Consider the following 23,131-nt stretch of genomic DNA (forward strand, 5'->3'; position numbering starts at 1 on the left):
AGCTCCGACGAGACGAGCGCTACCAGCAAACCCCGCCGCCCGAAGGGGTCAAAATTGGACGCCGATGAGGGGTCAAATTTGCAAGCCGATTGACACTTAGCCATAGTTCGATCTCCCGTGACTTGGCGGGGACAACCTGAAGAGTGAGCCGAAGGATACACCAATCTTACCGCGCTGTCCGCATGTGGGCCCATCTCCGACATCCTGACCGGCGCCGACGATGTCCGTCCCCGGAGCTCAAGCGGAAGTAAGCAGCCGGGGACACCGAAGGCCGCTCGTGATCCACTCTAGACGTCAGATGCTTCCGGACCGCCTTCCCCTTGAAAGCGCAGCAGCGTCGCGGCGCATAGTGGGGCAGGTGGCCGCCTGCGCTCAGCAGCACGCGAGATCAAAATGCGAGGGGTACGCGGATATGTCAGTTCGCCGAGCTTTGCATCCAGCCCTAGGCCATTGCTACGGCTTTACCAGAGCCCCCTCGCTGGACACGGCGCCGCGCTGTCAAGCCGAAACATAGCAACTGGGGAGCGCAGCCCTCGAGCGGTTCGTGCGGAGCCGGGGACTTCGCGCCGCGCTGATCGTAGCTAAGAGGCACGGCAGGAGTTATGATCTTTTCCTTCTCGCTCGGGTCATTCGCTTCCAAGGAGTCTGGCAGTGATCAAAATCTTACAAGGAATGCTCCTGGCGGCCTCGGTTCTCGCTGTTGCTAGTGCGGGGCACGCAGCGGATGGCTGTGGCGAGGGCTGTCATAGGACAAGTGGTGGCGCATGTGTCGTTGACGGCTGGGGCACGGGAGCCAAGGTTCGGAACGAATGCCCGGCGACCTCTCGCCCCCGTCCGCCCTGCGGTGGCGGGGATTTCATCTGGGACCGCACCAAACAGGCGTGCTTCCAAAATAACCGCAGCTGGTTCTGATCTCGCGCGCCATTTAGGCGCGCTGTACACAGCGCAATCTGATGTCGGTGCGCGGCCTCAGCGCGGTGCGAACGAGTTCATACGGTAACAGCTCCCCATCTCGGCCAGTGCGTTGCTTCATGGCGCGCTGTCGGCGCCGACGGGCTCGGTTCCCGTCCTTGGGACCAGGTGCGGACCTCTGGGCACGGGCCCATTAGCGTGGGACTTTTATGGTGGTTGTGCGGCCCTGCCGCCGGCTTACAACTCGACTGCGGGCTAGCCGTCTTGGCAGGGAATACCGAAGTTGTCACAAGCGAGCGCGAATGACTCTTTTGCCTTTAGATCCTCGAAGCAGAAGCGTGTGCCGACCTGCGCCTGATCGACCCACCAATCGACGTTACTGCCCTTCGCGATGCGGGAGGCTTCGCCCCGTAACAGGTCCAGTTGTCTTCCCGCAGCACGAACAATCAGGCAATTTTTTTCTTTGGACACAATACTTCTCCAACGGCACAGGACGCCGAACTCACTGGTACAAGTACGGCGGCCACATTGATGGCTTTAGGCACCTCCGGCAGCCCCAGCTCTGGGGCAATGATGGGATTGCGAGCTGGGGCCGGGACACGCCCTCGGAGGGGCGCTGGGTAAACGTGGCAACAGCAGCAAGGTGCCGAAGCGCGAAGGGCCGCTGTGGTGAGAAAGCGGCCCTCTTTCCGGGTTTCAAAATGTTCGAAATGAAATCGCTCCGCCTCCCCGGTTTGCATAGTTTTCCCGGTCTCCTATGTTCCAGCTATTGCATTTGTTTATTCGCCGCGTCTTTAGTTGGCAGGCGTCGTGTATCCTTTGGTACGTCACGCTCGGAGAATCTTTGCTACGCTTTCCCGAAAGGCGTGAGGGCGCGGCATGGACCAGCTAAAGAAAGCACTGGGGCAACTCGACCCGCCGCACTGTCCGAATTGCCGCATCACGATGAGATGGTTTCGCTCGGAGTTGGTCAGCGTCAACACGGACGAGACGATCGCTCACCTTTTCGTCTGTCCCAACTGCAGCGGAGCGATGCAAAGTTCACTGCGATAGGCGTCCCGCCTAACAGACTGGCATCTCCGCAGCTGCGCGTCGTAAGGGGCGGCCGGTAGTATCAAGGAACGCAGCGGTAAGCCGATGGCCACGAAGGTCAGACTGGTGTAGTAGCGAACCAACTCAGCCACTCCTGTTATGGCCCGCTTTTGAGTGGGGTAGACGAAAAGACCGCCCGAAGGCGGTCTTCAGCACTACGTAAATGAGCTCCCGTAATACTTGTTCACGTTAGTCTCACTTTGATCCGACCAATTCCAGCTGCTTTCGTCGCTGTACTTGGGGGCGGCCTTTAGCCTGTCTTCCGTAATGTTGGTGACGTAGCCACCGAGGCTCTCATCGTAGGTGAGGGACTGCCACGGCAAGGGGTAGTAGTCATCGCCGATCCCGAGGAAACCTCCAAAGCTCAAAACGGCGTATTTTACCTGGCCGCTTCTTTTGTCGATCATCACGCGCTCGACGCTACCGATCTGCTTACGGTCGGCGCCGTAGACAGTGGTGCCTTCAACTTTGTCGCTGCCGATCAGATTGCTCGTTTCTCGATCTTGCATTCCCATTGCTTGCCTCCGTTGGGAGTGTTTGGAATGAGCCCTGCGTGATGGATACCCATCAGCAGCAGCAATCAATAACGGGCTCAGGCCGCGACAGTTCTCTCGGAACTACGGCATGACAAGGCTTTAATGTTTCCGTCTAATTGATGAGCGGCAGAGACATTGCCCGCCGGAACGCAATCCTGTCGCCGGATTTGATCAGGCTCATAAAAACCGGGATGTGCGATCAGATGGACACCAGCTTCCTTCAAGATGAGCTACGGCAAATTGAGAACGAGGTGGTTGCAAGTGAACGGCGATTGGCCGAACTGGAAGCGTTGTCGCTGAAAAGAAACGCCAGAGACTGGACACCGAAAATGAGGAAACTGAGTTGCACGGCATGCGCGAAAGCCAGAGATTTCGCCAGCAGGACCGACAGCGCATTCTCTCGCTGATGCAGCCTAAGCGGCCAGATGTAAAGCGACCAAGGGGCGCAAAGGGGCGACGGAGTCGCGCGCAAAATTTGCAAATCGAAGCAGCCTGACGAAGCTGAGCCGGTTTCCTTCAGATCGTCGCTGCGGCATTGACGGTTAGCGCTCGCTCCATTGCGGGAAAGCAGCCACACGCGCTGGTTTTCTCGGGTGACCTGCATCCGGTAGCCATCGTGCTTCACTTCATGGATCCAGCCGGTCCGGATGGACCCGCTTGCCGGCAGTCGCCAGACAAAGCTCGTACGCTGCAGAATGGCGAATGGAAGGGGCGAGATTCACAGAGGCGAGTGCGGGCCCAAAAAACGGCGACGCTTTGGTGTGCCCTAACCTCAGCGCGAACCGGCAGCCTCACAGCGTCACGCTCTCTCCAGAAGAGACCCTCCAAGATGCTTGGGCCGCTAGCTGCCGAGGGTGCTCGCATTTCAATCACTCCGCCGCTTTCAGACCCGGTTCGGTCAGTTCATAACGCCAGCCGTGCTTCACGAGCCAGCCACCTTCGACCATCTTGCGCGCCAAACCCATCGAGCACGCAGGTTGATTGCCTCCCGGGTGATAAAGCCCGTCCTCGCGCTCGATCAAAAAGCCATGCACCCGCGCCAGGAAGAGCCTTGCGCATCCCAGGAAATAGAATGATGGACTCCTCGCTCATATTTCTGCCAAGCGACGGCACGAGCTAAGGTTCCTGAGTGGCGAAGGCCACCCCTGACGAAAACCGCCGCCATGCTCACGCTGCGGGCAGCGCGCATCGTTGCACGGTCCTAATCCCCGGCCGGCCGTTTCATGCTGGAGGGCCTGGCAGAACGTCGCCGAACGGTTCCCTATTTGACCCTGATGCGTCCTCCGTAAAATTACGGGGCGTCTCATTTGATCGTACGCCCATCTTAGACCGGCTCTAAACGGGCCTGGATGAAGCATTCAACTGCACGGCCATGGGCGAATATCGAGCTTACGTAATCGGGGCTGACGGGCACATACAGCTTCGGGTCGACTTGGTGGTCCCCGATGAGACGACAGCCCGGAAAAGAGCGAAGCAGCTTGTCAATGGACATGCTGTTGAGCTTTGGGAAGTCGCAACCAGTAACGCGACCTGTTTTGCTGTTCACGCGCATCCGGGAACCAGCAGACTTAATCTGCATTAAGAAATGGACGGTCCAATGAAGGAATTGGCCATGGGCGTGGAACGAATGCACTCCCCAAATTACTGGCTTAGGCGTGCCGAGGAATTTCACACCAAAGCCGATAATTGCGAGTTTCCAGAGACCGCAGCCGCGCTCCGGCAAGTTGCGAAGAACTATGAGAATATCGCCCGCCAAGCACAGCAGCTCCTCGATGCTGAACAACCGCGCAAGCGCCGTCGCTTAGAAGCTCGGGGAGTAGCGCAAGAATACCTGGACGATCAGCGCGCTCCCATGAGCCAGCTGCGCCATTAAGGCCGCCTCGGTGGAGGGGGTGGCCTGGCTTGAGGTGGAGCCTGGGAAAGAAGTTGTCGGCTCGTCTCGATCTGTTGCCGCGTACCGGCGACCACGGACCTAAGTAGTTCCGCTTCTCTCCGTATCCTCCGGATAATTTCTTTCGCCTGTTCGCGGGCGCTGCGGTGATCGTCGTCCATGATCATTTCCGACACCGCAGGGATCATTGCTCGCGTCTAAAATGAGCGCCATAACGCAAGATAAATGGCCGTCAGAATTTACGAGGAGACTAACGGACGTTCGAGGTCGCGAACTGAGGCGGCTTGCCGCTGCAATTCCGGTCTGACCTGAGCCCCTCGGTTGCCGCATCCGGCGCGCACGAAGCGCGGCTCGATATCGGACAAGCGAACATCGTCCGCCCAGCGACCGGCGCTGAGTGCAACATTATGGCCGCAATGGCAGTGGACCAGGACGCCGCGTAAGCCCATCTCGCGCATCTCTCAAAGGTAATCTTCATCTGCCGGCCACTGGCGTGCGTAGTGCGGGCGCCTTGTTCAAGGCCCTGCCTCCACGTCCTCATGTGGCTGTTCTTCCCAGATCAACTCGCCGCATTCGCATTCGAAGATCCGGAGGAAGCCGGGTGGCTGTGAGTTCCAAATGCGCTCTACAACCCGTGTCGGTCGGTCGCACTTGGGACATCTGACGGAATCTTGTCGTGATGTCATGGGCACGTCTCGCCGCTATGTGGGCAGACTCTGGACGCAGCTTTATGTTCCCAAAGAAGCTCCGCCGAGTAAGACAAGGCCGCGCGGCTTAGAGACGGCCCCGGCTTCAGGGGGGGCTGGAAGGATGGGCCGGGGCCGCTCCGCCAGCTCGAACGAGGGAGCTAGCAACACAGCAAGCCGGGCAGTGATGCTAGGTTCCTACAGATGTCAGCAGCCGCACATAGGTGCCGCTCTCATGTAGCTCCAGCCAGCCCTTTTCGACAGCGCACCTGATGCCGGCGCCAAACTCCGCGCCGCTTGCCTTAAGCGTGTAGAGGAACGGGTAATTGATCTTCTCGATATGGATTCTGCCGTCCTGTACCGCCTCTATGCCAGAAGCTAGCTGAACGAGCTGGCGGGCGGCGGCTTCCGGATTGGCAAAAGGGCGCTCGGTGACGTGCTTCATCGCTGGAATCAAAACCTCAAGCGCCCATGCTTGGCCTGACTTGCCCGCGATTGTCATGCCAGTTCGGGACGATATGCACAGATCCTGCGGCGCCGCATGCTGCGCAGATCAGGCGCAAGCCGACGCGCGACCACGGCTGATCCTGCGGGAGTGTATCAAGCCGCACGTCGACCCTACGATGGCAGCGGCCGTTCAGGCATTGAACGTTGCAGGTCACATGGCCGTCTGCCAGCCATTCCGCGGGGCTGCGGGGCGGATAATGACCGGCCCATTTCGTGTATCGGCGATTGCGCATGCCGCCATCAAAGCGGGATCGCTCGTACGTCGCAAATTGTCGATTCCTAGTAGCTCCAAAGGGGCGCGAACTACCGCCTGTCCTGTCGTAGGAGGGAAAAGTTGCTTGAAGCGCCGCCGGGTCACCCTGGCAGGTGCTCTGAGCCGACAAGCGAAATAAGCCGCCAGGCAAACAATACCTTGTCCCGGCGGCCTGATATCCGTCCAGCCCTGGGACGGGATTAGCAAAAATCCCGGATACTCATCAGTATAGGCGCGCGTTGCGGAGGTTCAGTTCGCCTTTGAGAAAATATACTCCAAAGCCCGCCCGGTTCACGACAGCCAGCTGCCACGCTACAATCCAAGGGGCGATCGAGGGTCCTCTGTCGCATTGATCGAGAGCGATGCCGAGGCGGGTGCCGCTATTTTCTTGTAGCGATTTGGAGTGCGCAGAATGAATAGGGTGATTGTATTTGCTTCCGTTGCTCTGGTTCTGGTCGGCGGCGCCGTACAGGCTCAGCAGGGCGCGCCTCGCAACCCTCAGAAATTGGAGAAATGCCAGCAGCTCGCTACCGAACGTGGTTTTTCGAGTGCGGGCGGAAGAGGAAAGGGACAAGGTCGGGCTAAGCGGGAGTTTGTGATCGCCTGCATGCACGGGAAGCAAAGCTGAGGAGGCGCTTCGTGGAGCGGCCATCTTCGGTCGCACGCTGGCGGCCATACGGCGAAGGCCGCAGCGGGAGGTTAAATCGCTGCGGCCCGCGCGTGGTCAAATGGAGCCGGGTGAAAAGGACCAAGTGAAATATGCAGCCAGCCCCGGTGCGGAAAATTCTGCCCTAGCCTCATCTCGTTTGCAAATAATAAATTCGGTGAAACCGAAATCCATGCAGTGGGCATTTTGTTCCAGAAGCGGAACGAATCTGCTATATTTCGGCCCCGCGTCCGGAGCTTGGCGCGTGCGAAACCACACACCTAAGCAGTGGACCGAGCGAGGTACAGATGCTGATCAAAAATGATCAACGTTGGCTCGACCGCAGGTGAAATCGCAACCGAGCTTGGAAGGTATATCGCGTCCGTCAAACGTGTGGCCCGAGTCATGGGATTTTTGCTCCGAAGCGAGAGGAGCGGTGCACAGAGACGTAGACGTATAAGTCGCTTGTAGAATCGCTCTATGCTGGGTCAGCCAAACCTTACGGGGAAAAGCAGGGAATGGTCAGGCCCGGCGCGTCTTACCGGACAATGATGCGTCGGGCCGCGAGTCCGTAAACGGGCATTACGTGGGCTGGCGGCGCGTTGCCGTTGGCGCGCTCAAGGTCCCAAATTGAGGCCGGTTGCCGCTGTTAAAATCCGGCCTGCCTGACCTTCACCGCTCGGTAGCCGCACCCGGCGCACACATAGCCCAGCTCGATACCAGACGAACGAACATCGTCCGGCCAGGGATCGGTGCTGAGAGCAAGGTGCGACCGCGTGGCAGCAGATCAGGAGCCGCGTAAGCCATCTCGCTTCTTGGCAAGCCTGACCAAAAGATGAGTCACACACTGAAATGCGCCCCCCGAAGAGGGTGGCATCGCCGCGGAATGTCGCGACTTCGACGGTAGCAGTCTACGGTAGCCTCTTTCGTACGGAAGACCCGCCGGCGGTTTAACTCGCGGCACCCCAAGGGTAGGGGTCCGGCTCCCGGGCAGGCTGGTGGACCCTCCTGGACCGGGCACGCTCATTTCCGCCTTGCGCGGCCGCCCTTCACGTCATTGGCGCACAAGCTTGGACCGCATACCCGCCAGCATAGTGTAGGCAAGGCGTCGCCAGATCAGGTTCATCAGGACTAGCATGTGGCGTCCCCGTGTTCGATTCCGTTACTTTCGACCCCCTCTGTTTCAGCAAGATTTCGCGGGGCCGGGAAATGGCTTCGTGCGAGGTCGCATGGCGGCGGGTTGTTTGACACCGCGAAGGAGGTCTGAGCAATCGGAATCAGAATGGTGCTCGGTCGCGGCCGTCCCGCGACTCGGAGGCAAAAATCTCGCTTTCGAATGGCAATTGGGACGCCGCGGCTGATCGTACAGAAATGAAAAACCTGCGCGGCAGTCACGCCGGCGGGCCTGTTTTCGATTCGGCAGCCCGGTAGTTGCCCGGAGATGTAAACGCCGATCGATGGATTTACCATCCTCACCTTTGGGCGGTCCGGCAATGGCGCGCGGCGGTGACAAGGAAAAGGCGCCAATCCTCATCTGCAGCAGATGTCAGCGGCCAATGGAGTTTCTCGCGTTGCTGCCGGCAATTGCAAACCTACCCGCTGCTTACGCCTACAGATGCATGCTCTGCGTGAGAGTCGATACTATCGTTTTAGGTTGAGGGAAAGCGCCGCCTTCAGGGTCTAGTCGTGTGGGTCGTTTCCCTTCGGTTCCTGCAAGAATTTTGGCATGTGTCCACGCGCTTCACGATCGCGCGGGGCGGGGCGTTCGGACGGGTCGCGACCGAGCTTGGACTGCAGCTCGACGAGGTCGGTGAAGACGTCGGCTTGGCGGCGCAGCTCGTCGGCGATCATCGGCGGTTGGCTCGCGATCGTGGAAATCACGGTGACCCGCACGCCGCGGCGCTGAACGGCCTCGACCAGGGACCGGAAGTCGCCGTCGCCCGAGAACAGCACCATCTGGTCGATGTGCTCGGCGAGCTCCATCGCGTTCACGGCGAGCTCGATGTCCATGTTGCCCTTGACCTTGCGGCGGCCGGAGGCGTCGATGAACTCCTTGGTCGCCTTGGTCACCACGGTGTAGCCGTTGTAGTCAAGCCAGTCGATCAGCGGCCGGATCGAGGAGTACTCCTGATCCTCGATGATCGCGGTGTAGTAGAACGCCCTAAGCAGCGTCCCGCGGCTCTGAAACTCCTTCAGCAGGCGCTTGTAATCGATGTCGAAGCCCAGAGTTTTCGCCGTCGCGTAGAGATTGGCTCCATCGATGAAGAGCGCGATCTTGTCAGTCAGGATTGGTGACATTCAGTTCACGCTTTCCGTGAAACAGCGCCGAGTGAGCTGGAAATATTGGCGGACCGCGACACGTGATATGTCGGTCGTTTTCTATAGATCGCCAACGAAGATCTCAGACTACAGACGGATGTTTAAGCTTCAACTATTTTCGACGGGCTCAGAACTCTGACATTAGCCGAAAGTTGGTCTGTCGGATCTGTAAAGTCTCCTGTCTAATTTCAAGCGTTTTTTCAGGGTGCTCGCGCCATGACCGTTGGCGATTTTGCTCTCTTTAATCTTTGGATTCATCGGCGCGGCCGCGGCTGGCGGTGGTCTGTTTCAGGTCCGCGCGGAAACGTTCTGTTAGTCGGGAGCGAGAGAAGCCGGCCCGCAGCGCAATACATGGCTGCTCGGGCCATCTTCCAGTTGCTGCTGACCGCTCCTTATCTCGATCGAAGCAGATCCAAAGTTGCGTCGGCGCCTTATAATCTACCTGAATGCGAGGAGGGATTTTCAGGGGCTAGTCGACTCGGAGTTGGGCCGCGGAGGCCCTAGGCTGGCCCTCTTTGAACATCACGCGGCGCCCTTCAGCGGCAGCGCGAGCTGGACGTCGCAGCGTCTGGTGGCATTGGTGGCGATGAAGGCCTGCAGGGCCGCCGATTTATCATCATCGGTGTCGACCGCGCGCCGGGCCAGCCCATCGGCGACGTCGGATGTGGCGTCGCGCGACCATCCCTCGATCGCGTTGAAGCACACGATCCGGACCGGATGGACGTACTGGCCGGAGAGGAGCCCTTGCAGCACGGTCTCGAGGTCGATCTCCGCTTCGTCCGTCTCGCGCCATGGGCAGCCGGCGCTCGCGCCGAAGTCTTCGACGACAAGCTAGATGCCGCGATCGAGGCGATCGGCCGGCACGATCGAGGGCGAGGAACGCATACGCTTACTATCCACCGTGCGGAGACACGGCGGCGGCTTCAGGGGGGCTCTTGAGGGTGGGCCGGGGCCGTTCCGCCAGCTCGGGCGCTGAGCCGGCGGCGGTTTAACCTTCGACCGAGTTCCATGTTCCTTTCCGGGACTAACGGCAGCATACTTTAGCGCATTTTAGCGTTCCGTTTTTCCGATGAGGTGTTTGCCATGTCCCAAGCAGTTGAAGATCTGCAGATGCTCCGCCTGATCACAGCCTTCCAGAAGATCGCAGACAAGGACGCGCGACGCCTTGTCCTGATGTTCGTCGAGGAGCAGCTTGAGAAGCAGCAGGCGCAGTCGCGTCAAAAGCTCGGGCGGATCGAGCACTAAGGCGCGATGGCCCGGCCGTCGGTACACCACCGGTGCCACGGCCGTCGGCGGCCCTTGGATCTCGCGGGATTGCTGATCTGGTCGTAGCCGATCTGGCCTTGCAGATCCTCCCATGCGGTTCGGAAGCGGGCGTTGGCCTCGGCGAGGCTGCGGACGCCGCCGCGGTGCTGGTCGCGCTAGGCACGTTCGGCAGGAAGATCGACCACGACCAACCGTCGATGCCGCCGACGCCGACCTCGCCGAAGATCCGCCCGATCGAAAGCTCGGCCCAGATCACCTCGTAATCGTCGGGTGCGGTTTCGCCGCCGATCACGGTGCGGCGCGGGTGAGGTCGTCGGTCACGGCGGGGTTATTGCGCGTGCACGCCGAGAACAAACACCGTCGAAAGGTGCGCAGCATACTTGGTATCAGCTGTTCACTTCCTGAGTGTTGCTGTCGCGCTACAGCCCACACCCGAGCGTGCGGTGCTGATTAGCCTTGGGATTTGGGGAATGATCGGCTGCGCCGCATTGAAGCTGCTCGCGCTACGAGGCTAGCAGTCGTCACCACTGAATCAAACCGCCGTCATCCTGGGATGACGGCGGCCTGCCAATGGTCCTAATAAAAGGTGGGGCGGCCACCCAATACGCGAGCCGGTAGCGGCATGATCCTTATCCAGATCCGGGACCTGCACAAGCCTGATTGGCTCGCCTCAGGCCGCCCGTTCAAGGCATTCCGCGTCCAGATCTGCGATGACATCCTCGAACGCGGAGATGGTCTGCTGTATTGCTGCAATCTTCTGCAGTTCGTCGTCCCTGATCGGGCCGATGCGGCTCTGCAGCGCCACGACCATTTCGCGGCGTCGCTCTTTGAGTTGAACAAGGGGCAGGCCATGGTCGGATAGACATCTCATGAGTGCCTCCACGTAATGCTCCTAGGAAGCCAACCAAAAGGCTACTTTCAAGGTAAGCGCGCCTAGCATGTAGAGCCATCCCGCCATCGCCAGCATGATGCTGAGGAAAAAGCTCACTCCCAAAATCCACTCGGGGAGGTGCCAATTGCCCGCGATCGGCAACTGCGTAGGGACAACGGTGTTCTCGTTCGACTGATCGGCTGAAATCATGGAGCGTCCCGCAATACTTGGAACGATGGGAATGGCCGCAGCCTCGCAGTCCTCTCCGGTTCCAGCATTTTCATAGTTGAATCCGTCCACTCCATCAGGGCGCCGGTCGCGCCCTTCAGGAAGTCCGTCGCATAGAAGCGGCGCGCGCCGGTTACGAGTGTCAGGATCGATTTTCGCGAGACTTCGGATTTTTTGGCTTCGATTGTAGTGACGGTGCACCGCAGGGGCGTCGCTCCGCTTCTATAATCCGCGCTCGAAGTTCTTCCAATTCTGAGAGCCGAGAATTGAGTTCGCTCAACCGTTGGGCAAAAAGGAGACCGCGAGAGTTCTTCATCAATGCCTCCAACACAAAGCCAGAGAAAACGCTTGGCAAAAAAGCTGCCGCACCCGCACTGGGCGGTGAAACGAAAGAGCGTATCGGATCCCAGCCCGGCTTTCTGTGCACTTTTGTGAGATTGCCCACATTTTCCGCTGCATTCGAACTTCGGCCCTACTGTAGGGGGCCCAGTCCACTCCCTCACAAGGAGCGCTCATCGATGCATCAGGCGCGTTTGCCAGTGACAGATCGCGAGACGGCTCGTGTCAGAGCGGCGGGACAAGCTTCTTCCGGTTGAGGGCTAATCTTAGTCTCTCCCTCAGCAGACGGATTTCGCCATATTGCTTTTCGATCTCTGGATCGATGCGCAGCCTTTCTAATTGCTGCTCGTACAGTTTCGACAATGCAGCAATATGCGAACTTTGGATGGGCGGGACACGCATGATGACCCTTCAAAAAAATGCGAGAAAAAGCTGATCTCAAAAAATTGGCCGAAGCGCAAATTAGAAAGAAATTGGGGGGTGCCCTTGCTGACAATGCGGGCTCGCTGGCAATGTTCGGCCGTTGCGGCTTTATGACGCGTTCGGGATGTCCCCCGACCTTCAGGAGTTCAGCTTGCGGCGTACCTTCCTGATCAGTTCGCGGAGGTCCGCGGCATACGCGCGCGCCCCCACAGCTTGAATGGGAAAATAGGGAATGCCGGAATTCGAAATCAACGTCAGCTTTCGCAGACCGGGGAAGACTGAGACGAGGCCACATCAAGGCACGTCACGACCGTGACAGAGGCAAGTGACGGCATCGAAGCGGTGAAGGCCGTGCTTGAGGAACTCCCGTTCGATCCGCTTCGGAACGGCTGCACTTCATTCACGTCGGTGACCCAGTCGAGGACAACCCAGATCCGTAATGTCAGGCTTGGCCGGCGGCGGATTCGCTCATGCATTCCACCAGGAATGTCGGCTCGCTCCCTTCAGGCGAAGGGGTACAACGCGCCGAGGCGGTCCAGCGGCATCGCACGTTCGGCTGCGTTCAGGAGGCGCTTGCTTATGATGTGGCTGAGTTGCCAGTCCGGGCGATCAAACTGATCTCCCGCCCAAAGTTGGGGGCAGGCATTCCCCGATCGGTCGAGTACCCAAACAAAATAATAGTTGTCTTCCATGGCTCGAGCATTTTGAACCAAACCCGCATGGTCCGTCCACTCCCTCAAAGGAGGGGACGGGAGTGCTCAGTACTGCGCTGGCGTACTTCCGAGATCGCGCGCTTCAAAGCCTCGAGGCGGGCTGCGATGCCGCTCATCCGGCGCGCCGCGTGTTGACGCGCTGCTCGCTGCTTCAGCGCGGTCCATGACCGTCGGATAAGAAGGATCGAGCGCTAACCTTGCATCAACGCCTCTCCTGAGGTCTGCGGTTATCCGGACAGCAAAAGGACCCCAGCTTCAGGGCGGGGAAGCTGGGGCTGTTGAGCTGCTCTGGCGAAGCAGCCGCCCCCTTGGGGAGGGGCGCGGGAAAACTTGGCAATCGGGATATCGTTCCTAGCCGCACAAAATGAGCGCCAGATCCGGGGGGCACGGGGAATAGCTGCGATACCGCTGCAGTGCTCAGGCGACCTGCAAGTGCGAGCTGGGATTAAGGTAACGCAAGGCTACCGGCCGCGTCCTTCGCGCCCACCGGCCGGAGCTTCCTCGCATTGTCGTTGGCTAGCCGAAGTGTCTCTCTGGGAATGAGGACTTCCTCGTATTGCTCCTCAATGTGCGATCTGATGCCAGGCGCGGATCCGGCGGTGAGGAGTTCGACGCGTGCAGCAATAGTCGTGCTCTTGATTGACATGTGAAGCTCCCCAGAACGCCCGCTGGAAGGCAGCTGATGCTTCGCCGGATCGCGCCTGTGGGAAATAACCTACGCTAATTTTTTGCCATTTTGCCTGTTCCGCGAACACGGATGGGCAGTTTCTTCCTTTTGGCAGGATGCCGATGGGCATGGGGTCGTCAACTCCCAATCGTTCAACGAGGTGCTGCGGTGAACTGATCCAGCTTGCCAAGGACATTCGACTGCTCGTGCCCACGGCATGGAGAGGGGCCTCTCCGACGAGGAGATCGCCTTCTATGACGCGCTGGCCGAGAACAAGAGCGGCGGCAAGTCATGTGCGAGCCGGCGCTGCGGGTGATTGCACACGAACTGGTGGCGGGCATCAGGAAGAACGTCACTGTCGATTGGATGCACCGAGAGGCGGCCCGCGCTCGCATTCGAGTGTTGGTGAAGCGGCTGTTGCGCAAATATGGCTATCCGCCCAATTTGCAGGACGCGGCGGTGCAGAAGGTTTCGCAGCAGGCTGAGGCGCTTTCGGCAGACTGGGCAGCGTAGGGGGGAGGCTGCTGGCGCACGGATTCCAGTCTCAGTGATTGAGTCGCAACCACGGGGCACAAGAGCGGCAATGGGCTACTCTTCGCGATGATCATCAGAGGATCACCGCTCCGCCGAACCTCATTACAATGGCTCATATTTTCGTGCGCCTCGACGAAAGCTACGGTTGGAAACCACGGTCGTCACGCTTCTCGCGCGCAAACATCTACGACTTGGTCTAAGGGCAGGGACCCGCGAGGCATACAGTCATGAAGTCTCTTCGGCAGGTTTTTGGCCGGGCGGCGGCGGCACGGATTTGCGGCCTTTTCCTCCCACGTCTATCCCGCTCCTGCAGATTTTGCGGACGCTAAGGTGATGCCCGATGGGGCGTACTTCGACCCGAAGCTCGGGGAATTTCTTCTGCTTTACGAAGTCCTGAGACAATCGGTTGACCCGCGAGTAGCGCTGACGGCCGTCATGGAGAGCACGAATCTCGTTGCAGCCGACCTCGGTCATTGGGATCGTATGGCCCTCGATTGTCCCAGCGGCGTACCCGCCGACCGCGACCATTTAGCCAAGTGGCCCAACGGCGCGCCGACGAGTTCTCGAACAGATTGGTCGCCATGTCGTTCCGACCCAGTGGTAAGTGTCCGCAAGACTCGTCGACGTCTGTTTGAGGGATATAGCGGACTAGATTTGCTCGCGTCGAGTTCTTCGCATTTTGACCCTTTGGCAACATGCCGCATCGTCTATTTCTGAGGTCCGAAACGGACACCAGGATTCCCGCACGCGGTGCGCTCACCTGCGGCAGTGGACGCGCAAGGGGCGTTGTGGCTTGAAAGGTCGGAGACAGCCCCCGATGGTGTCATAAAGCCCCAAGCGTGCTGGCCGAACTTCGTCATCCAGCCCGCGTTGTCAAAGTTGTGCTTTGAACAAATCTTTTGAGATCAGCTTTTTTCGCATTCTATTGACAGGGTCATCATGCGTGTCCCGCCCATCCACAGGTCCCATATTGCTGCATTGTCGAAACTGTACGAGCAGCAATTAGAAAGGCTGCGCATCGATCCAGAGATCAAAAAGCAATATGACGAAATCCGTCTGCTGAGGGAGAGACTAAGAGTAGCCCTCAACCGGAAGAAGCTCCGCCCGCCGCCTCAGCACACGAGTCGTGTCGCGATCGATCAATGGAAAACGCGCCTGATGCATCGATGAGCGCTTCCTCGAAGGGAGTGAACCGGGGCACCAGAGACCATTGCTAGCCGGGTAATGCGGCCCTAAACTCTGGGTAGATGCACAGAATTTGGAATAATTCCATGCGAGCAATCTCGATCGTCGCTATCGCGCTGATTTTACCTGCGTCCGTTCTGGCCCAGGAAAAGGAGAAACCGTCCGAACCGCCACCATGCTCATACTCATTGGCGACAGGTCAGTATGTTGAGGTGCCAGTTGGCTCAAATATTTGCCGCCGCGCCCCGGCACCGTACCAAGATTTGTACGGGCTCCTGCAATGCATTCCTCCGCTGAACGAGGTTGAACAAGTAAAGCGCGGCGATCCACGCTGTGAAAAATACGATGATCGGCCGTAGCGGGAGCCTCGCGGCGATACTCGCAGTTTCGACTGGCGGGGCTGCGACAGGCTACGCCATCCCATCTCCCGCCGCAGGCGTCAGCGCAAGGCGCTCTGCCCATTCAAGGGAGCGGAGCTTTATGCGCCCCATGACAGCGAACCAGCGTCCCTGAGGGAGTGGACGGGCGTCACCTTTGCGTGAGGTTGCCCCTCCGCCGGTTTCGGCGAACGTAGCGTGTCGGGTATACGCAACGCCCCCCATTAGGAGCGCACCATGACCAAGACGGTTCAGCAGCAGATCGATCAACTAACCCGCGACATCGACTTGGCCCGAGAGGCGATGCAGATCGAGCAAGATCGATACAACCGCGAGCATTTCAGTTGGACATCGCAAGACGTCGATGATTGGCGGGAAGCACGCCGGTCCGATGGTGACCGGCTGCGCGAGTTGCTCGAAGAGCGCGACCGGTTGCGCGGCGAACTGCCCTGAGGAGAGCGGAGACGGCAGGCGCATCGGGAAAATCTAGCAACGCCAGAAACTAAGTGAGCGCCGCAACGTTACCTCAGCATCACGCTGGTCCGTGCCAGAGCAGCACGCTATCCGTTTCTGATTCAAAAGTACCGTACAACAATGAACGTTTCCGACCGCGCCGAGATGGATGAGCGGACCAGTCGAGGTCGCGCCCTGGCTCAGATCAATCAGCCGACAAACGAGCACGGAACAATCGAGCTTTCGCTAGCGCTTCTGTTCGGCCTGCTCCTGACGGTATCCATGCTGGGCTGGATCGCTTTTCTTGGCTGGCTGGTGTTTCGAACAGCCCAGTGGGCTCTGTTCTAGAGTCAGAGGCCCGCGAGCTTTAACGCAGCACAGATGATCATGCCCCAAAGTGCGAAATTGATTTCCAGCGCGTCTGCCATTCGATCCCCCGATCGCGATCCGGTCCGATATTCTTGCACAGATGCGGCGAGATCACTCTAATTTCTGATTGTGCTCCGCAGCGAGTTCACAGACTTGAAGAGAGCGAGCCGATATCCCTGAGGGAGTGCACACAAGTGGATCCCTTCCAATCCCTTTCCGCTTTCAGTCGATTGGAGGCGTACTTGCGTCCAATTCGAATGATGCGACGCCCAGTTTTGGCCCCACAGCTGACCCCAAGTAGTTTCTGGAGTGTGGCAAAAAAGAAAGGCGCCAACTTCGCGCCGGCCATTCCGGCTTCTGAGAAAGGGCCAGCACGTATGGCTGGCCTTTTAAGTATATTGTGTAAGCCGTCATCAACGAGAAGCCGAGGCAGCGCCCCAATTGAACCGATAGTTCAGGCCGGCCTCGATGGTGTGCTCGTCATTGCGCAAGCCGACGGCGGTCACAACACCAGCGGCGCTGGTGAAGTGAGCGTTCCGGGTGCCGTGAGAGCGGAACTAAAGCCGCTCTCACTTGTCGCTACCCGAACTTTAAGGTCTATCAGCGAAGGCTGATCTCAGCGCTCGGTCTTGTCGATATCGACCCTGGTCTTCTTCACCGTGTCGGCAACCCGTTCAGTCCGTTCGGTCGCTTCTTTGCGCACGACCAGTTCTTCGCCGGCTCGAACATCCTTCTGGACCACGGGTTCTTCATGCAGCTCTCGCACTTCGTACTCGCGTTCCATGGGTTGCCCTGTCGCAGTTCCCGTGGCTGGGCGGCGCTCGATGACAGTTCGCTCATCGCGCAGTCGCACGTCCTTTTGTACGGGTTCCTCGACTACGTAGGTTCTTACATGCTTGACGGTCTCGGTGGCCCGTTTGCCGACCTTCAGTTCTTCTTCCGGCAGAGGGATGACCTTCTCACGTTCCGTGCCTTGAGAGGCATACCCTCCTTGGCTCCCGGCGCTTCCGAATGCTCCGCTTTCGGCCGCTGTCGAACCGTCCCTGTTTTCTTCGTGAATCTCGACTGGATTATATTCTTGCAGCACACCCTCAATACGGTCGAGATCGGCCATGGTCGGGGCATCCACTAACACCGACAACGCGGCACCGCCTCTTTCCATATGGGTTTCATAAAGACGGCGCTCGTCTTCCGGCACATCGCTACCAAACAGCCAGTCCCAGAAACTTTCTCCTTCCGAACTGGCGCTTAATCTTTCGCTGCTTGACGCCTGTGATGGTTGATTGCTCAGCCTCACATGATCTGCTGGAACTCCTGAACCGACCACCGCACGATACGCTTGCTCCGCATCGTTGCGGGAGTTGTATACTGCTACTACGCATCGTCCTTGCATGCTTTCCTCCTCTATGGACATGCCTCAACGCGACCTTCATCGCATCGTTCTTAATTTTCTTTCGCAAGCAGTGGTCGAGCAGGACCTCACGTTGCACTCGGAATGGCAGCACGGGGAACGTTGAGTTGGCACTGAGGTTGTCGGCGGTGAAGGGATGGGCGGAGCCATGCTGAGCACAACGATGGATAAGACCTTCGTCTATGATGAGTTGAGGCAGGTCGAACGAGATGTAGTCCAAGGAGAACGACGGCTCGCTGAGCAAGAAGCTCGTGTTTGGTTGAAGCGGGAGGGAAAGGATGCGGTCGCCGCTGAGACGGACCTGGAAATCTTGCGCAATAACCAGCGCGTTGACGATCAGAACCGACAACGCCTTCTTTCCCGGCTACAGCCTGAGAGGATGTCACTCTGCGAGAGAGTTGAGATTCCGACAGGCCGTCGCTGCGAATTGAAGTGGCTTTTTGTCTCTCGCAAGCGCTACGGTGGCAGCGTAGTGGTAAAGGTCGTTGACAGACCATCAGGGGCAGGAGCGGGCCCTTGGCTCAACCGGAATGGCATCGATGCGCACCATTGGAGCGCAGCCTGTTCGCGACGAAAGGCAGTCCGCGCGTAACCCGACGCGAACAAATGTCCATCAGCGGTGTTGTTTGCGGGAGACCGTCGCCCGCCGTTTCTGAGACGGCGGTAATTGCGGATAGTCAAAGGTCAACCGCCCGCTTTGCGAAGCGCTCGCGATGGATAGCCAAAGGCGACGGTCTCGGCATTTGAGGCAAAGCCCAACGGAGGAGGCCCACAATGGACTGGAACCGCGTCGAAGGGAATTGGAAGCAAATTAAAGGCAAGGTGAAAGAGCAGTGGGGCAAACTCACGGACGACGACTTGGACACCATCGACGGCAAGCAAGATCAGCTCGAAGGTAAACTCCAGCAGCGATACGGCTACCAAAAAGATCAAGCCAAAAAAGAACTCGACGACTGGTTTGGTCGTCAGAAGTGGTAGGAATTTTAAGCCCGCCAACGTCGGCGGGCTTCTTTCTGTTACAGTTCGGATTCGAAGCTCATTGCTTGAGCGACGGGGAACTCACCTAGGCGATGCATTGCAAGCGCAATGCCGCAGCGACTGGTGCTTCGAGCGATAGGGTGAGGCTAAGTTCGGTTGTGGCCTATCAGCGAAGTGGCAACACCTTTCATTGCGCTTGGTGGACTCCAGCTGCCATTTGCTTACTTCGAGAGAGGCGGGCCCCGACCGGACATTTGGCAGGCGGCAAGTTTGATGAGCTAAGCCCGGGCCGATCCGCAGATGTGGGCGGCCACTATGAGCGCGCGGTCGAGCCGACCCTGACGCCGCTCGCGAGCGCTAACGGCCCTATTTTGAAGCGCCGGTCTGGCTACCCGAACCGGTGGTCTGCTCATTTCCGGGTCGGCCCGGAGGGTGCGCAGAAGCGCCGGGCTTGTCTTGATCGGCCACGAACCCGGACTCTCCGGAGTTGCGTGTCTTGACCCCTTTGTCTGCATCACGCTGCATCTGCTCGTTGGGCTCGCTAGTCTTGAGCCCACTGTCTACACCACGGTGCATCTCTTCCTTGGTTTGCTCACTAGGTGCGGCCTTTTGCTGTTGGGCCGCTGCTTGGAAGGCAATCGCGCTTCCGGCAACGACGATCATCGCGAGAGTTGCTGTTCGCATGCTTTCCTCCAGTGTGTTGCCCCGGTCTCGCTAAACGCGCGGACTTCCCAGTGTTTCCTAGTTCCCATCGTTATTTCAAAAAGGTACGTCGAGCGGATTGGATGGAATGGGCTCAAATGTCGCCTATCGGCCGATTTTTGTTGCAAAAGTCGGCTGCGATGGCTTTGGCCGCTGGCCTTTCGTTGAGCCGCGCTCTGACGCGCGGCCCTGACGCATTTTACGCAACGTCGACGCTACGCGATGCGCAGAGACGTCGCACACATTCCGCGGGCGACCTTACTGCGCTAGAAATCCGAATGCGACAACCAGTGCCACCATGCTCGCGAAAATCAGCAGTGCCGGGAGGGATTTTCGGGTCATTGGCCTCGTCGAATGGCGCGCAGCCGATTGACCGCGTTGAGGTCCAGGCGGTCTCTGGGACCGCACGAGTTTGCTCTCTGTCGTAGCCGTCCGAGCCTGTGGTTCCGGAGCCGCGCCTACGCCTCCCATCTCGCTGTAATAAACGCTGTAGACCTCGCGAACGGCTAGAGCCGTGGACTCGGCCTCGCTCATTGTCTCGAGCCGAGCTTGATAATTTGTCAGAAAGCTTTGGGCGCTGGACGGCAGGTCATCGAAACCACCCAGCTTGGCCATCACGAGCCAGGTGGCAAAATCCGCCTCAGCCTTCGTGCGCGCTCTCTTGGCGATACTGGCGTTGGAGCTAGAGGACATGGTGGTCCGATTGGTTTGAACCCCGCCGCGAAGCTGTCCATCGACACCATCCACCCGGCGGGGGCGAGCAATTGGCAATCCAATCACAGTACCGGGAGAGTTCAAACGCGAACCTTACCAACTAGTCGGCTCCTGGCCAGGTTAAATGGCCGGTAGCTATCATAACTCGTGGTCCGCGGATATCCACTCCTCTACAGTGCACTGCGCAAAGAGCTGGAATCGCATCGATTTCACTGTAGCGTCGGAACGTGGGCGTAAATTGCTACGGCCACTTGCTACGCATAAGCCGCCTTCTCGATGGCTTCGCTCGTTATCCCAAATACGACATGATCTCCCAGCGCTAGTTTACCTTACCGCGAAGGGGGGACGACCTAGTTGGTCCTATGCCAACGCAGGTCGCAGTCCATATGCCGGCTTGAAATCTTGTTAAGGTCTACGGCAGGACGCGCCTCGGAATCGCAGGAGCCCAACGTCTGATCGGCAACAGAACATTCGCGAAGGCGCCTGCCAGCTATGGATTTGAAGCGGCTGTGAGCACGGTAAGCCTAGATTCACTGGCCAGACGCTCAGCGCGAGGTTGTTGCAAGTTTGCTCGGAGGTGTCGTGTATCGAGGCGCGGCCGGCAAGTTGAAGACGAAAGCCACCGCGCCTCGGAAAAAGCGGCGAGGAGCCAGTGCTCAACGCGCCTCTTGTCCGGAGCCGAACCAAGGAAACACGAACTCAGTTCGTAAGGCGGGCTCGTGAAAGCCGGGCTCGATCTTACAGGTTGAGCGATCGTTCGGTTTAAGAAAGTCCTAGGAAGAAAACGCTTCTCTCGCAATTAATCAGATGATAGTAAAATTAAATTGAATATTTTGCAAATGTTTATTCAGGGGGCGCAATTTGAACACCCCATTGCAACCGAACTTCGAACCTGCGGGGTCTGAGTTAGCGCGGGTGTCCTTCAGTTTGCTGGAGCCTGGCCCAGCCAACACGGTGATCATTTCCGATGCGCATCTGATGTTCTCGGGGGAGTATGCACGCTCGGGCCATGATCTCATTATCTCGGATCTCGACCAACGTGTCACAATCCAAGGTTACTTTCACGGTGAGAAGCGCCCGTCGCTGATTTCGGCAGACGGTGCGCTACTCGATGCAAGAGTGGTAGAATCGCTAACCGGCTATCAAACGGTTGCTCAAGCTGCCGGAAATGCGGCGTCGGCTGCAAAGGTGGTCGGTCATGTCGCCACTGTAACGGGAAGCGCAAGCATTGTTCGCAATGGCGTTACTATCGAGGCAAATAATGGAGACGTCGTCTATCAGAATGACGTCGTGCAAACTGGAAGTAGCTCGACAATTGGTCTGGTTCTGATTGACGGCTCAACGTTCAATCTGAGTGCCAACGCTCGGTTTATGTTGAATGATTTAGGATATGAAGAGCAGAATAGTGCAAGCGGTACCTTGGTCAGTCTGACTAGTGGCTCCAATCATGCTCTTTTCACACTTGTCCAAGGCGCGGCCAGTTTCGTAGCAGGCCAGGTCGCCAAGACCGGCGACATGCAAGTTGCAACGCCTTCTGCGGTGATCGGAATCCGCGGTACAGCAGTCATTCTCAACGTCGATGCCGTGGATGGGCAGGTCTCGGTCTCGGTTGCCGATCAGCACGATGGGCAGGTTCATTCAGTCCAGGTTTTCAAGTGCGTTCCAGCGAGCGTACTTCAAGGCGCTTGTGTTGCGGGAGATGCGATCGGGATAGTTACCAGCAATGGTCCATCGCTGACCATAACGCCAGCTGCCAATTTTGAGGTGATCACCCAAGACGTCAGCAAGAGCCAGAGCCAAGTTGCTCAGGAATTTAGCGCATTTCAGCAGGTGTTGACGACCTACGACATCGGCAAACAGCTTGCTCCGAACACTCCGTCACCCAGTGACGGCAAGCGAGGCGACGTCGATACGAAGACGCTGCAGAAGTTCGCTGGAAGTCCGCCAGCCTCACCCACCGAGGTCTCGACTACCGTCTTTGCAGAAGATGTGAAGGGTCAGGCTAGTGGTGGATCGATCACTCCTACTTCTGTGACGCTCGCGTCTATCACAGGAGGTTCTGCGCCAACAACGAAGCCGGCTGTCTCTTCGGACAACACGCAAGTTTTCGTCCCGATTTCGTTCCGACCTATAGTTATCGAAAGCGCAGGAGGTTCAGTCAACCAAGGCAATCAGACGATCAGCGGAACCGTTGATCCGGCCCTTGTTGGGTCCACTCTGGCGCTGTACGACACCTATGACGGCGTCACTACGCAAATCGGAGCGGTTACCGTTGGTTCTGGCGGCATTTGGACTAAGACAGTCACTCTGGCGGGTGATGGCGACCACAGCATCGTGGCCTCTAACCCTAGCACTAATCTCAAGACGAGCGCGCCCGTTGTTTTCACGCTAGACACGACGGCACCGACGGTCGCGATTACCAGCGCCGGGGGTCCGATCAACCAGGCGAGCCAGACCATCACCGGTTCGGTGGACGTAGCCGATGCCGGCGCCACCGTGACGATCCTGGACGGCACCACCCCGATCGGCACCGCCATCGTGCGGGGCGACGGCAGGTGGAGCAGCACGGTCACACTGAATCAGGGTAGCAACTCGCTGACAGCCAAGGTGAGCGATGCTGCCGGCAACAGCGCCACCAGTGCCGTGGTGGTCTATACGCTCAGCAGCACCGGCCCGACGGTTGCGATCACGAGGATCGAGGGGGGCGACAATCTGATCAACGCATCGGAAGCCGCAGGCGGCATCCAGGTCAGCGGCACCGCGGAGATCGGCTCGACCTTGACCGTCAACGGTGCGGCGGTGACGGTGGACGGGAGCGGCCACTGGATTGCCTCGATCTCACCTGCCGGCCAGGGCGTCTTCGTTGTAACGGCCATAGTGACCGATACGGCCGGCAACACGGCTTCGACGTCGACGGCACTGAGGGTCGACATGATAGCGCCGACCGTTGCGATCACCAGCACGGGCGGACCGACGAACCAGGCGAACCAGACCATTGCCGGTACGGTCGATGTGGCCGATGCCGGAGCCACCGTCACCATCCTGGACGGGACCACCAC

The 23,131-nt window shown here is 58.6% G+C and carries 23 protein-coding genes and 2 pseudogenes; 9 read left to right on the top strand and 16 right to left on the bottom strand.

The annotated features are described in order from the left end of the window. Positions 1 to 672: 672 nt before the first annotated feature. Positions 673 to 912, top strand: coding sequence for a hypothetical protein (locus ABIB66_RS43800; RefSeq protein ID WP_502917376.1), 240 nt, complete (start codon positions 673 to 675; stop codon positions 910 to 912). A gap of 255 nt (positions 913 to 1,167) precedes the next feature. Here ABIB66_RS43800 and ABIB66_RS42270 read toward each other — a convergent pair whose 3' ends face one another. From ABIB66_RS42270 to ABIB66_RS42305, 8 genes and pseudogenes are all read right to left on the bottom strand, one after another. Next, a complete protein-coding gene (locus ABIB66_RS42270) occupies positions 1,168 to 1,383 on the bottom strand; it encodes a hypothetical protein (RefSeq protein WP_354259842.1) in 216 nt (71 codons plus the stop codon). Between the two features lie 776 nt (positions 1,384 to 2,159). Then, a complete protein-coding gene (locus tag ABIB66_RS42275; protein WP_354054566.1) occupies positions 2,160 to 2,519 on the bottom strand; it encodes a PRC-barrel domain-containing protein in 360 nt (119 codons plus the stop codon). A 241-nt stretch (positions 2,520 to 2,760) separates the two neighbouring features. Then, positions 2,761 to 3,165 carry a hypothetical protein gene (locus tag ABIB66_RS42280; RefSeq protein WP_354259845.1) on the bottom strand — a complete coding sequence of 135 codons (405 nt, stop codon included), beginning with the start codon at positions 3,163 to 3,165 and terminating at the stop codon, positions 2,761 to 2,763. 244 nt (positions 3,166 to 3,409) lie between these two features. Continuing rightward, a complete protein-coding gene (locus ABIB66_RS42285; protein WP_354259848.1) occupies positions 3,410 to 3,562 on the bottom strand; it encodes a hypothetical protein in 153 nt (50 codons plus the stop codon). A 302-nt stretch (positions 3,563 to 3,864) separates the two neighbouring features. Next, complete coding sequence (locus ABIB66_RS42290) at positions 3,865 to 4,323, bottom strand: hypothetical protein (RefSeq protein ID WP_354203479.1); 459 nt, start codon at positions 4,321 to 4,323, stop codon at positions 3,865 to 3,867. 984 nt (positions 4,324 to 5,307) lie between these two features. Continuing rightward, positions 5,308 to 5,562 (bottom strand): hypothetical protein, encoded by a 255-nt coding sequence (locus ABIB66_RS42295; protein WP_354259880.1) that lies wholly within the window; start codon positions 5,560 to 5,562, stop codon positions 5,308 to 5,310. A gap of 2,641 nt (positions 5,563 to 8,203) precedes the next feature. Then, a complete protein-coding gene (locus tag ABIB66_RS42300; RefSeq protein ID WP_354259851.1) occupies positions 8,204 to 8,821 on the bottom strand; it encodes a LabA-like NYN domain-containing protein in 618 nt (205 codons plus the stop codon). A 543-nt stretch (positions 8,822 to 9,364) separates the two neighbouring features. Next, positions 9,365 to 9,727 (bottom strand): annotated as a pseudogene (locus ABIB66_RS42305) (hypothetical protein). 198 nt (positions 9,728 to 9,925) lie between these two features. On the opposite strand from ABIB66_RS42305, the gene ABIB66_RS42310 reads away from it, so the two are divergent. Both ABIB66_RS42310 and ABIB66_RS42315 read left to right on the top strand, forming a co-directional pair. Further along, on the top strand, positions 9,926 to 10,087 hold the full coding sequence (locus ABIB66_RS42310) for a hypothetical protein (RefSeq protein WP_354203475.1): 162 nt from the start codon (positions 9,926 to 9,928) through the stop codon (positions 10,085 to 10,087). Positions 10,088 to 10,185: 98 nt separating this feature from the next. Then, positions 10,186 to 10,371, top strand: a complete 186-nt coding sequence (locus ABIB66_RS42315) for a hypothetical protein (RefSeq protein WP_354203472.1) — start codon at positions 10,186 to 10,188, stop codon at positions 10,369 to 10,371. A 407-nt stretch (positions 10,372 to 10,778) separates the two neighbouring features. Here ABIB66_RS42315 and ABIB66_RS42320 read toward each other — a convergent pair whose 3' ends face one another. The 5 genes from ABIB66_RS42320 to ABIB66_RS42340 all read right to left on the bottom strand — a co-directional run bounded on the left by ABIB66_RS42320 (position 10,779) and on the right by ABIB66_RS42340 (position 13,479). Next, on the bottom strand, positions 10,779 to 10,991 hold the full coding sequence (locus tag ABIB66_RS42320; RefSeq protein ID WP_354259854.1) for a hypothetical protein: 213 nt from the start codon (positions 10,989 to 10,991) through the stop codon (positions 10,779 to 10,781). A gap of 9 nt (positions 10,992 to 11,000) precedes the next feature. Further along, entirely contained in the window at positions 11,001 to 11,279 is a 279-nt protein-coding gene (locus ABIB66_RS42325; RefSeq protein ID WP_354203470.1) for a hypothetical protein, read from the bottom strand. Between the two features lie 492 nt (positions 11,280 to 11,771). Beyond that, on the bottom strand, positions 11,772 to 11,948 hold the full coding sequence (locus tag ABIB66_RS42330) for a hypothetical protein (RefSeq protein WP_354203468.1): 177 nt from the start codon (positions 11,946 to 11,948) through the stop codon (positions 11,772 to 11,774). A 524-nt stretch (positions 11,949 to 12,472) separates the two neighbouring features. After that, on the bottom strand, positions 12,473 to 12,661 hold the full coding sequence (locus ABIB66_RS42335) for a hypothetical protein (RefSeq protein WP_354259857.1): 189 nt from the start codon (positions 12,659 to 12,661) through the stop codon (positions 12,473 to 12,475). Between the two features lie 584 nt (positions 12,662 to 13,245). Further along, entirely contained in the window at positions 13,246 to 13,479 is a 234-nt protein-coding gene (locus ABIB66_RS42340; RefSeq protein WP_354203466.1) for a hypothetical protein, read from the bottom strand. 155 nt (positions 13,480 to 13,634) lie between these two features. Here ABIB66_RS42340 and ABIB66_RS42345 point away from each other — a divergent pair. The 4 genes and pseudogenes from ABIB66_RS42345 to ABIB66_RS42360 form a co-directional block, all read left to right on the top strand. Next, positions 13,635 to 13,862: pseudogene (locus ABIB66_RS42345) on the top strand (type I restriction enzyme endonuclease domain-containing protein); the annotation flags it as partial. Positions 13,863 to 14,132: 270 nt separating this feature from the next. Further along, positions 14,133 to 14,600 carry a DUF5996 family protein gene (locus ABIB66_RS42350; protein ID WP_354259860.1) on the top strand — a complete coding sequence of 156 codons (468 nt, stop codon included), beginning with the start codon at positions 14,133 to 14,135 and terminating at the stop codon, positions 14,598 to 14,600. A gap of 1,082 nt (positions 14,601 to 15,682) precedes the next feature. Continuing rightward, the gene (locus tag ABIB66_RS42355) at positions 15,683 to 15,898 is read left to right on the top strand and encodes a hypothetical protein (RefSeq protein ID WP_354259863.1); all 216 of its coding nucleotides are present in this window, start codon (positions 15,683 to 15,685) and stop codon (positions 15,896 to 15,898) included. Between the two features lie 141 nt (positions 15,899 to 16,039). Further along, a complete protein-coding gene (locus tag ABIB66_RS42360) occupies positions 16,040 to 16,246 on the top strand; it encodes a hypothetical protein (protein ID WP_354259865.1) in 207 nt (68 codons plus the stop codon). Positions 16,247 to 16,883: 637 nt separating this feature from the next. Here ABIB66_RS42360 and ABIB66_RS42365 read toward each other — a convergent pair. Further along, entirely contained in the window at positions 16,884 to 17,660 is a 777-nt protein-coding gene (locus tag ABIB66_RS42365) for a YsnF/AvaK domain-containing protein (RefSeq protein ID WP_354259868.1), read from the bottom strand. 792 nt (positions 17,661 to 18,452) lie between these two features. Here ABIB66_RS42365 and ABIB66_RS42370 point away from each other — a divergent pair. After that, a complete protein-coding gene (locus tag ABIB66_RS42370) occupies positions 18,453 to 18,656 on the top strand; it encodes a CsbD family protein (protein ID WP_275167831.1) in 204 nt (67 codons plus the stop codon). 366 nt (positions 18,657 to 19,022) lie between these two features. On the opposite strand, the gene ABIB66_RS42375 is transcribed toward ABIB66_RS42370, so the two are convergent. After that, complete coding sequence (locus ABIB66_RS42375; RefSeq protein WP_354259871.1) at positions 19,023 to 19,340, bottom strand: hypothetical protein; 318 nt, start codon at positions 19,338 to 19,340, stop codon at positions 19,023 to 19,025. A 276-nt stretch (positions 19,341 to 19,616) separates the two neighbouring features. Then, positions 19,617 to 20,051, bottom strand: a complete 435-nt coding sequence (locus ABIB66_RS42380; protein ID WP_354259874.1) for a hypothetical protein — start codon at positions 20,049 to 20,051, stop codon at positions 19,617 to 19,619. An 882-nt stretch (positions 20,052 to 20,933) separates the two neighbouring features. Between ABIB66_RS42380 and ABIB66_RS42385 the strand changes: the two genes are divergently transcribed. Continuing rightward, positions 20,934 to 23,131 (top strand): Ig-like domain-containing protein (locus ABIB66_RS42385; RefSeq protein ID WP_354259877.1); only part of this gene is annotated, 2,198 nt, incomplete at its 3' end.

It is taken from the genome of Bradyrhizobium sp. F1.13.3 (assembly GCF_040548265.1).
Lineage (GTDB): Bacteria > Pseudomonadota > Alphaproteobacteria > Rhizobiales > Xanthobacteraceae > Bradyrhizobium.

What these genes read in the sequence shown, in the direction of transcription:
- ABIB66_RS42355 (WP_354259863.1), top strand. Translation starts at nt 15,683, where the DNA reads ATGACCAAGACGGTTCAGCAGCAGATCGATCAACTAACCCGCGACATC.
- ABIB66_RS42330 (WP_354203468.1), bottom strand. Translation starts at nt 11,948, where the DNA reads ATGCGTGTCCCGCCCATCCAAAGTTCGCATATTGCTGCATTGTCGAAA.
- ABIB66_RS42360 (WP_354259865.1), top strand. Translation starts at nt 16,040, where the DNA reads ATGAACGTTTCCGACCGCGCCGAGATGGATGAGCGGACCAGTCGAGGT.
- ABIB66_RS42295 (WP_354259880.1), bottom strand. Translation starts at nt 5,562, where the DNA reads ATGAAGCACGTCACCGAGCGCCCTTTTGCCAATCCGGAAGCCGCCGCC.
- ABIB66_RS43800 (WP_502917376.1), top strand. Translation starts at nt 673, where the DNA reads ATGCTCCTGGCGGCCTCGGTTCTCGCTGTTGCTAGTGCGGGGCACGCA.
- ABIB66_RS42340 (WP_354203466.1), bottom strand. Translation starts at nt 13,479, where the DNA reads ATGCCCATCGGCATCCTGCCAAAAGGAAGAAACTGCCCATCCGTGTTC.
- ABIB66_RS42310 (WP_354203475.1), top strand. Translation starts at nt 9,926, where the DNA reads ATGTCCCAAGCAGTTGAAGATCTGCAGATGCTCCGCCTGATCACAGCC.
- ABIB66_RS42335 (WP_354259857.1), bottom strand. Translation starts at nt 12,661, where the DNA reads ATGGAAGACAACTATTATTTTGTTTGGGTACTCGACCGATCGGGGAAT.
- ABIB66_RS42300 (WP_354259851.1), bottom strand. Translation starts at nt 8,821, where the DNA reads ATGTCACCAATCCTGACTGACAAGATCGCGCTCTTCATCGATGGAGCC.
- ABIB66_RS42365 (WP_354259868.1), bottom strand. Translation starts at nt 17,660, where the DNA reads ATGCAAGGACGATGCGTAGTAGCAGTATACAACTCCCGCAACGATGCG.
- ABIB66_RS42370 (WP_275167831.1), top strand. Translation starts at nt 18,453, where the DNA reads ATGGACTGGAACCGCGTCGAAGGGAATTGGAAGCAAATTAAAGGCAAG.
- ABIB66_RS42375 (WP_354259871.1), bottom strand. Translation starts at nt 19,340, where the DNA reads ATGCGAACAGCAACTCTCGCGATGATCGTCGTTGCCGGAAGCGCGATT.
- ABIB66_RS42380 (WP_354259874.1), bottom strand. Translation starts at nt 20,051, where the DNA reads ATGTCCTCTAGCTCCAACGCCAGTATCGCCAAGAGAGCGCGCACGAAG.
- ABIB66_RS42275 (WP_354054566.1), bottom strand. Translation starts at nt 2,519, where the DNA reads ATGGGAATGCAAGATCGAGAAACGAGCAATCTGATCGGCAGCGACAAA.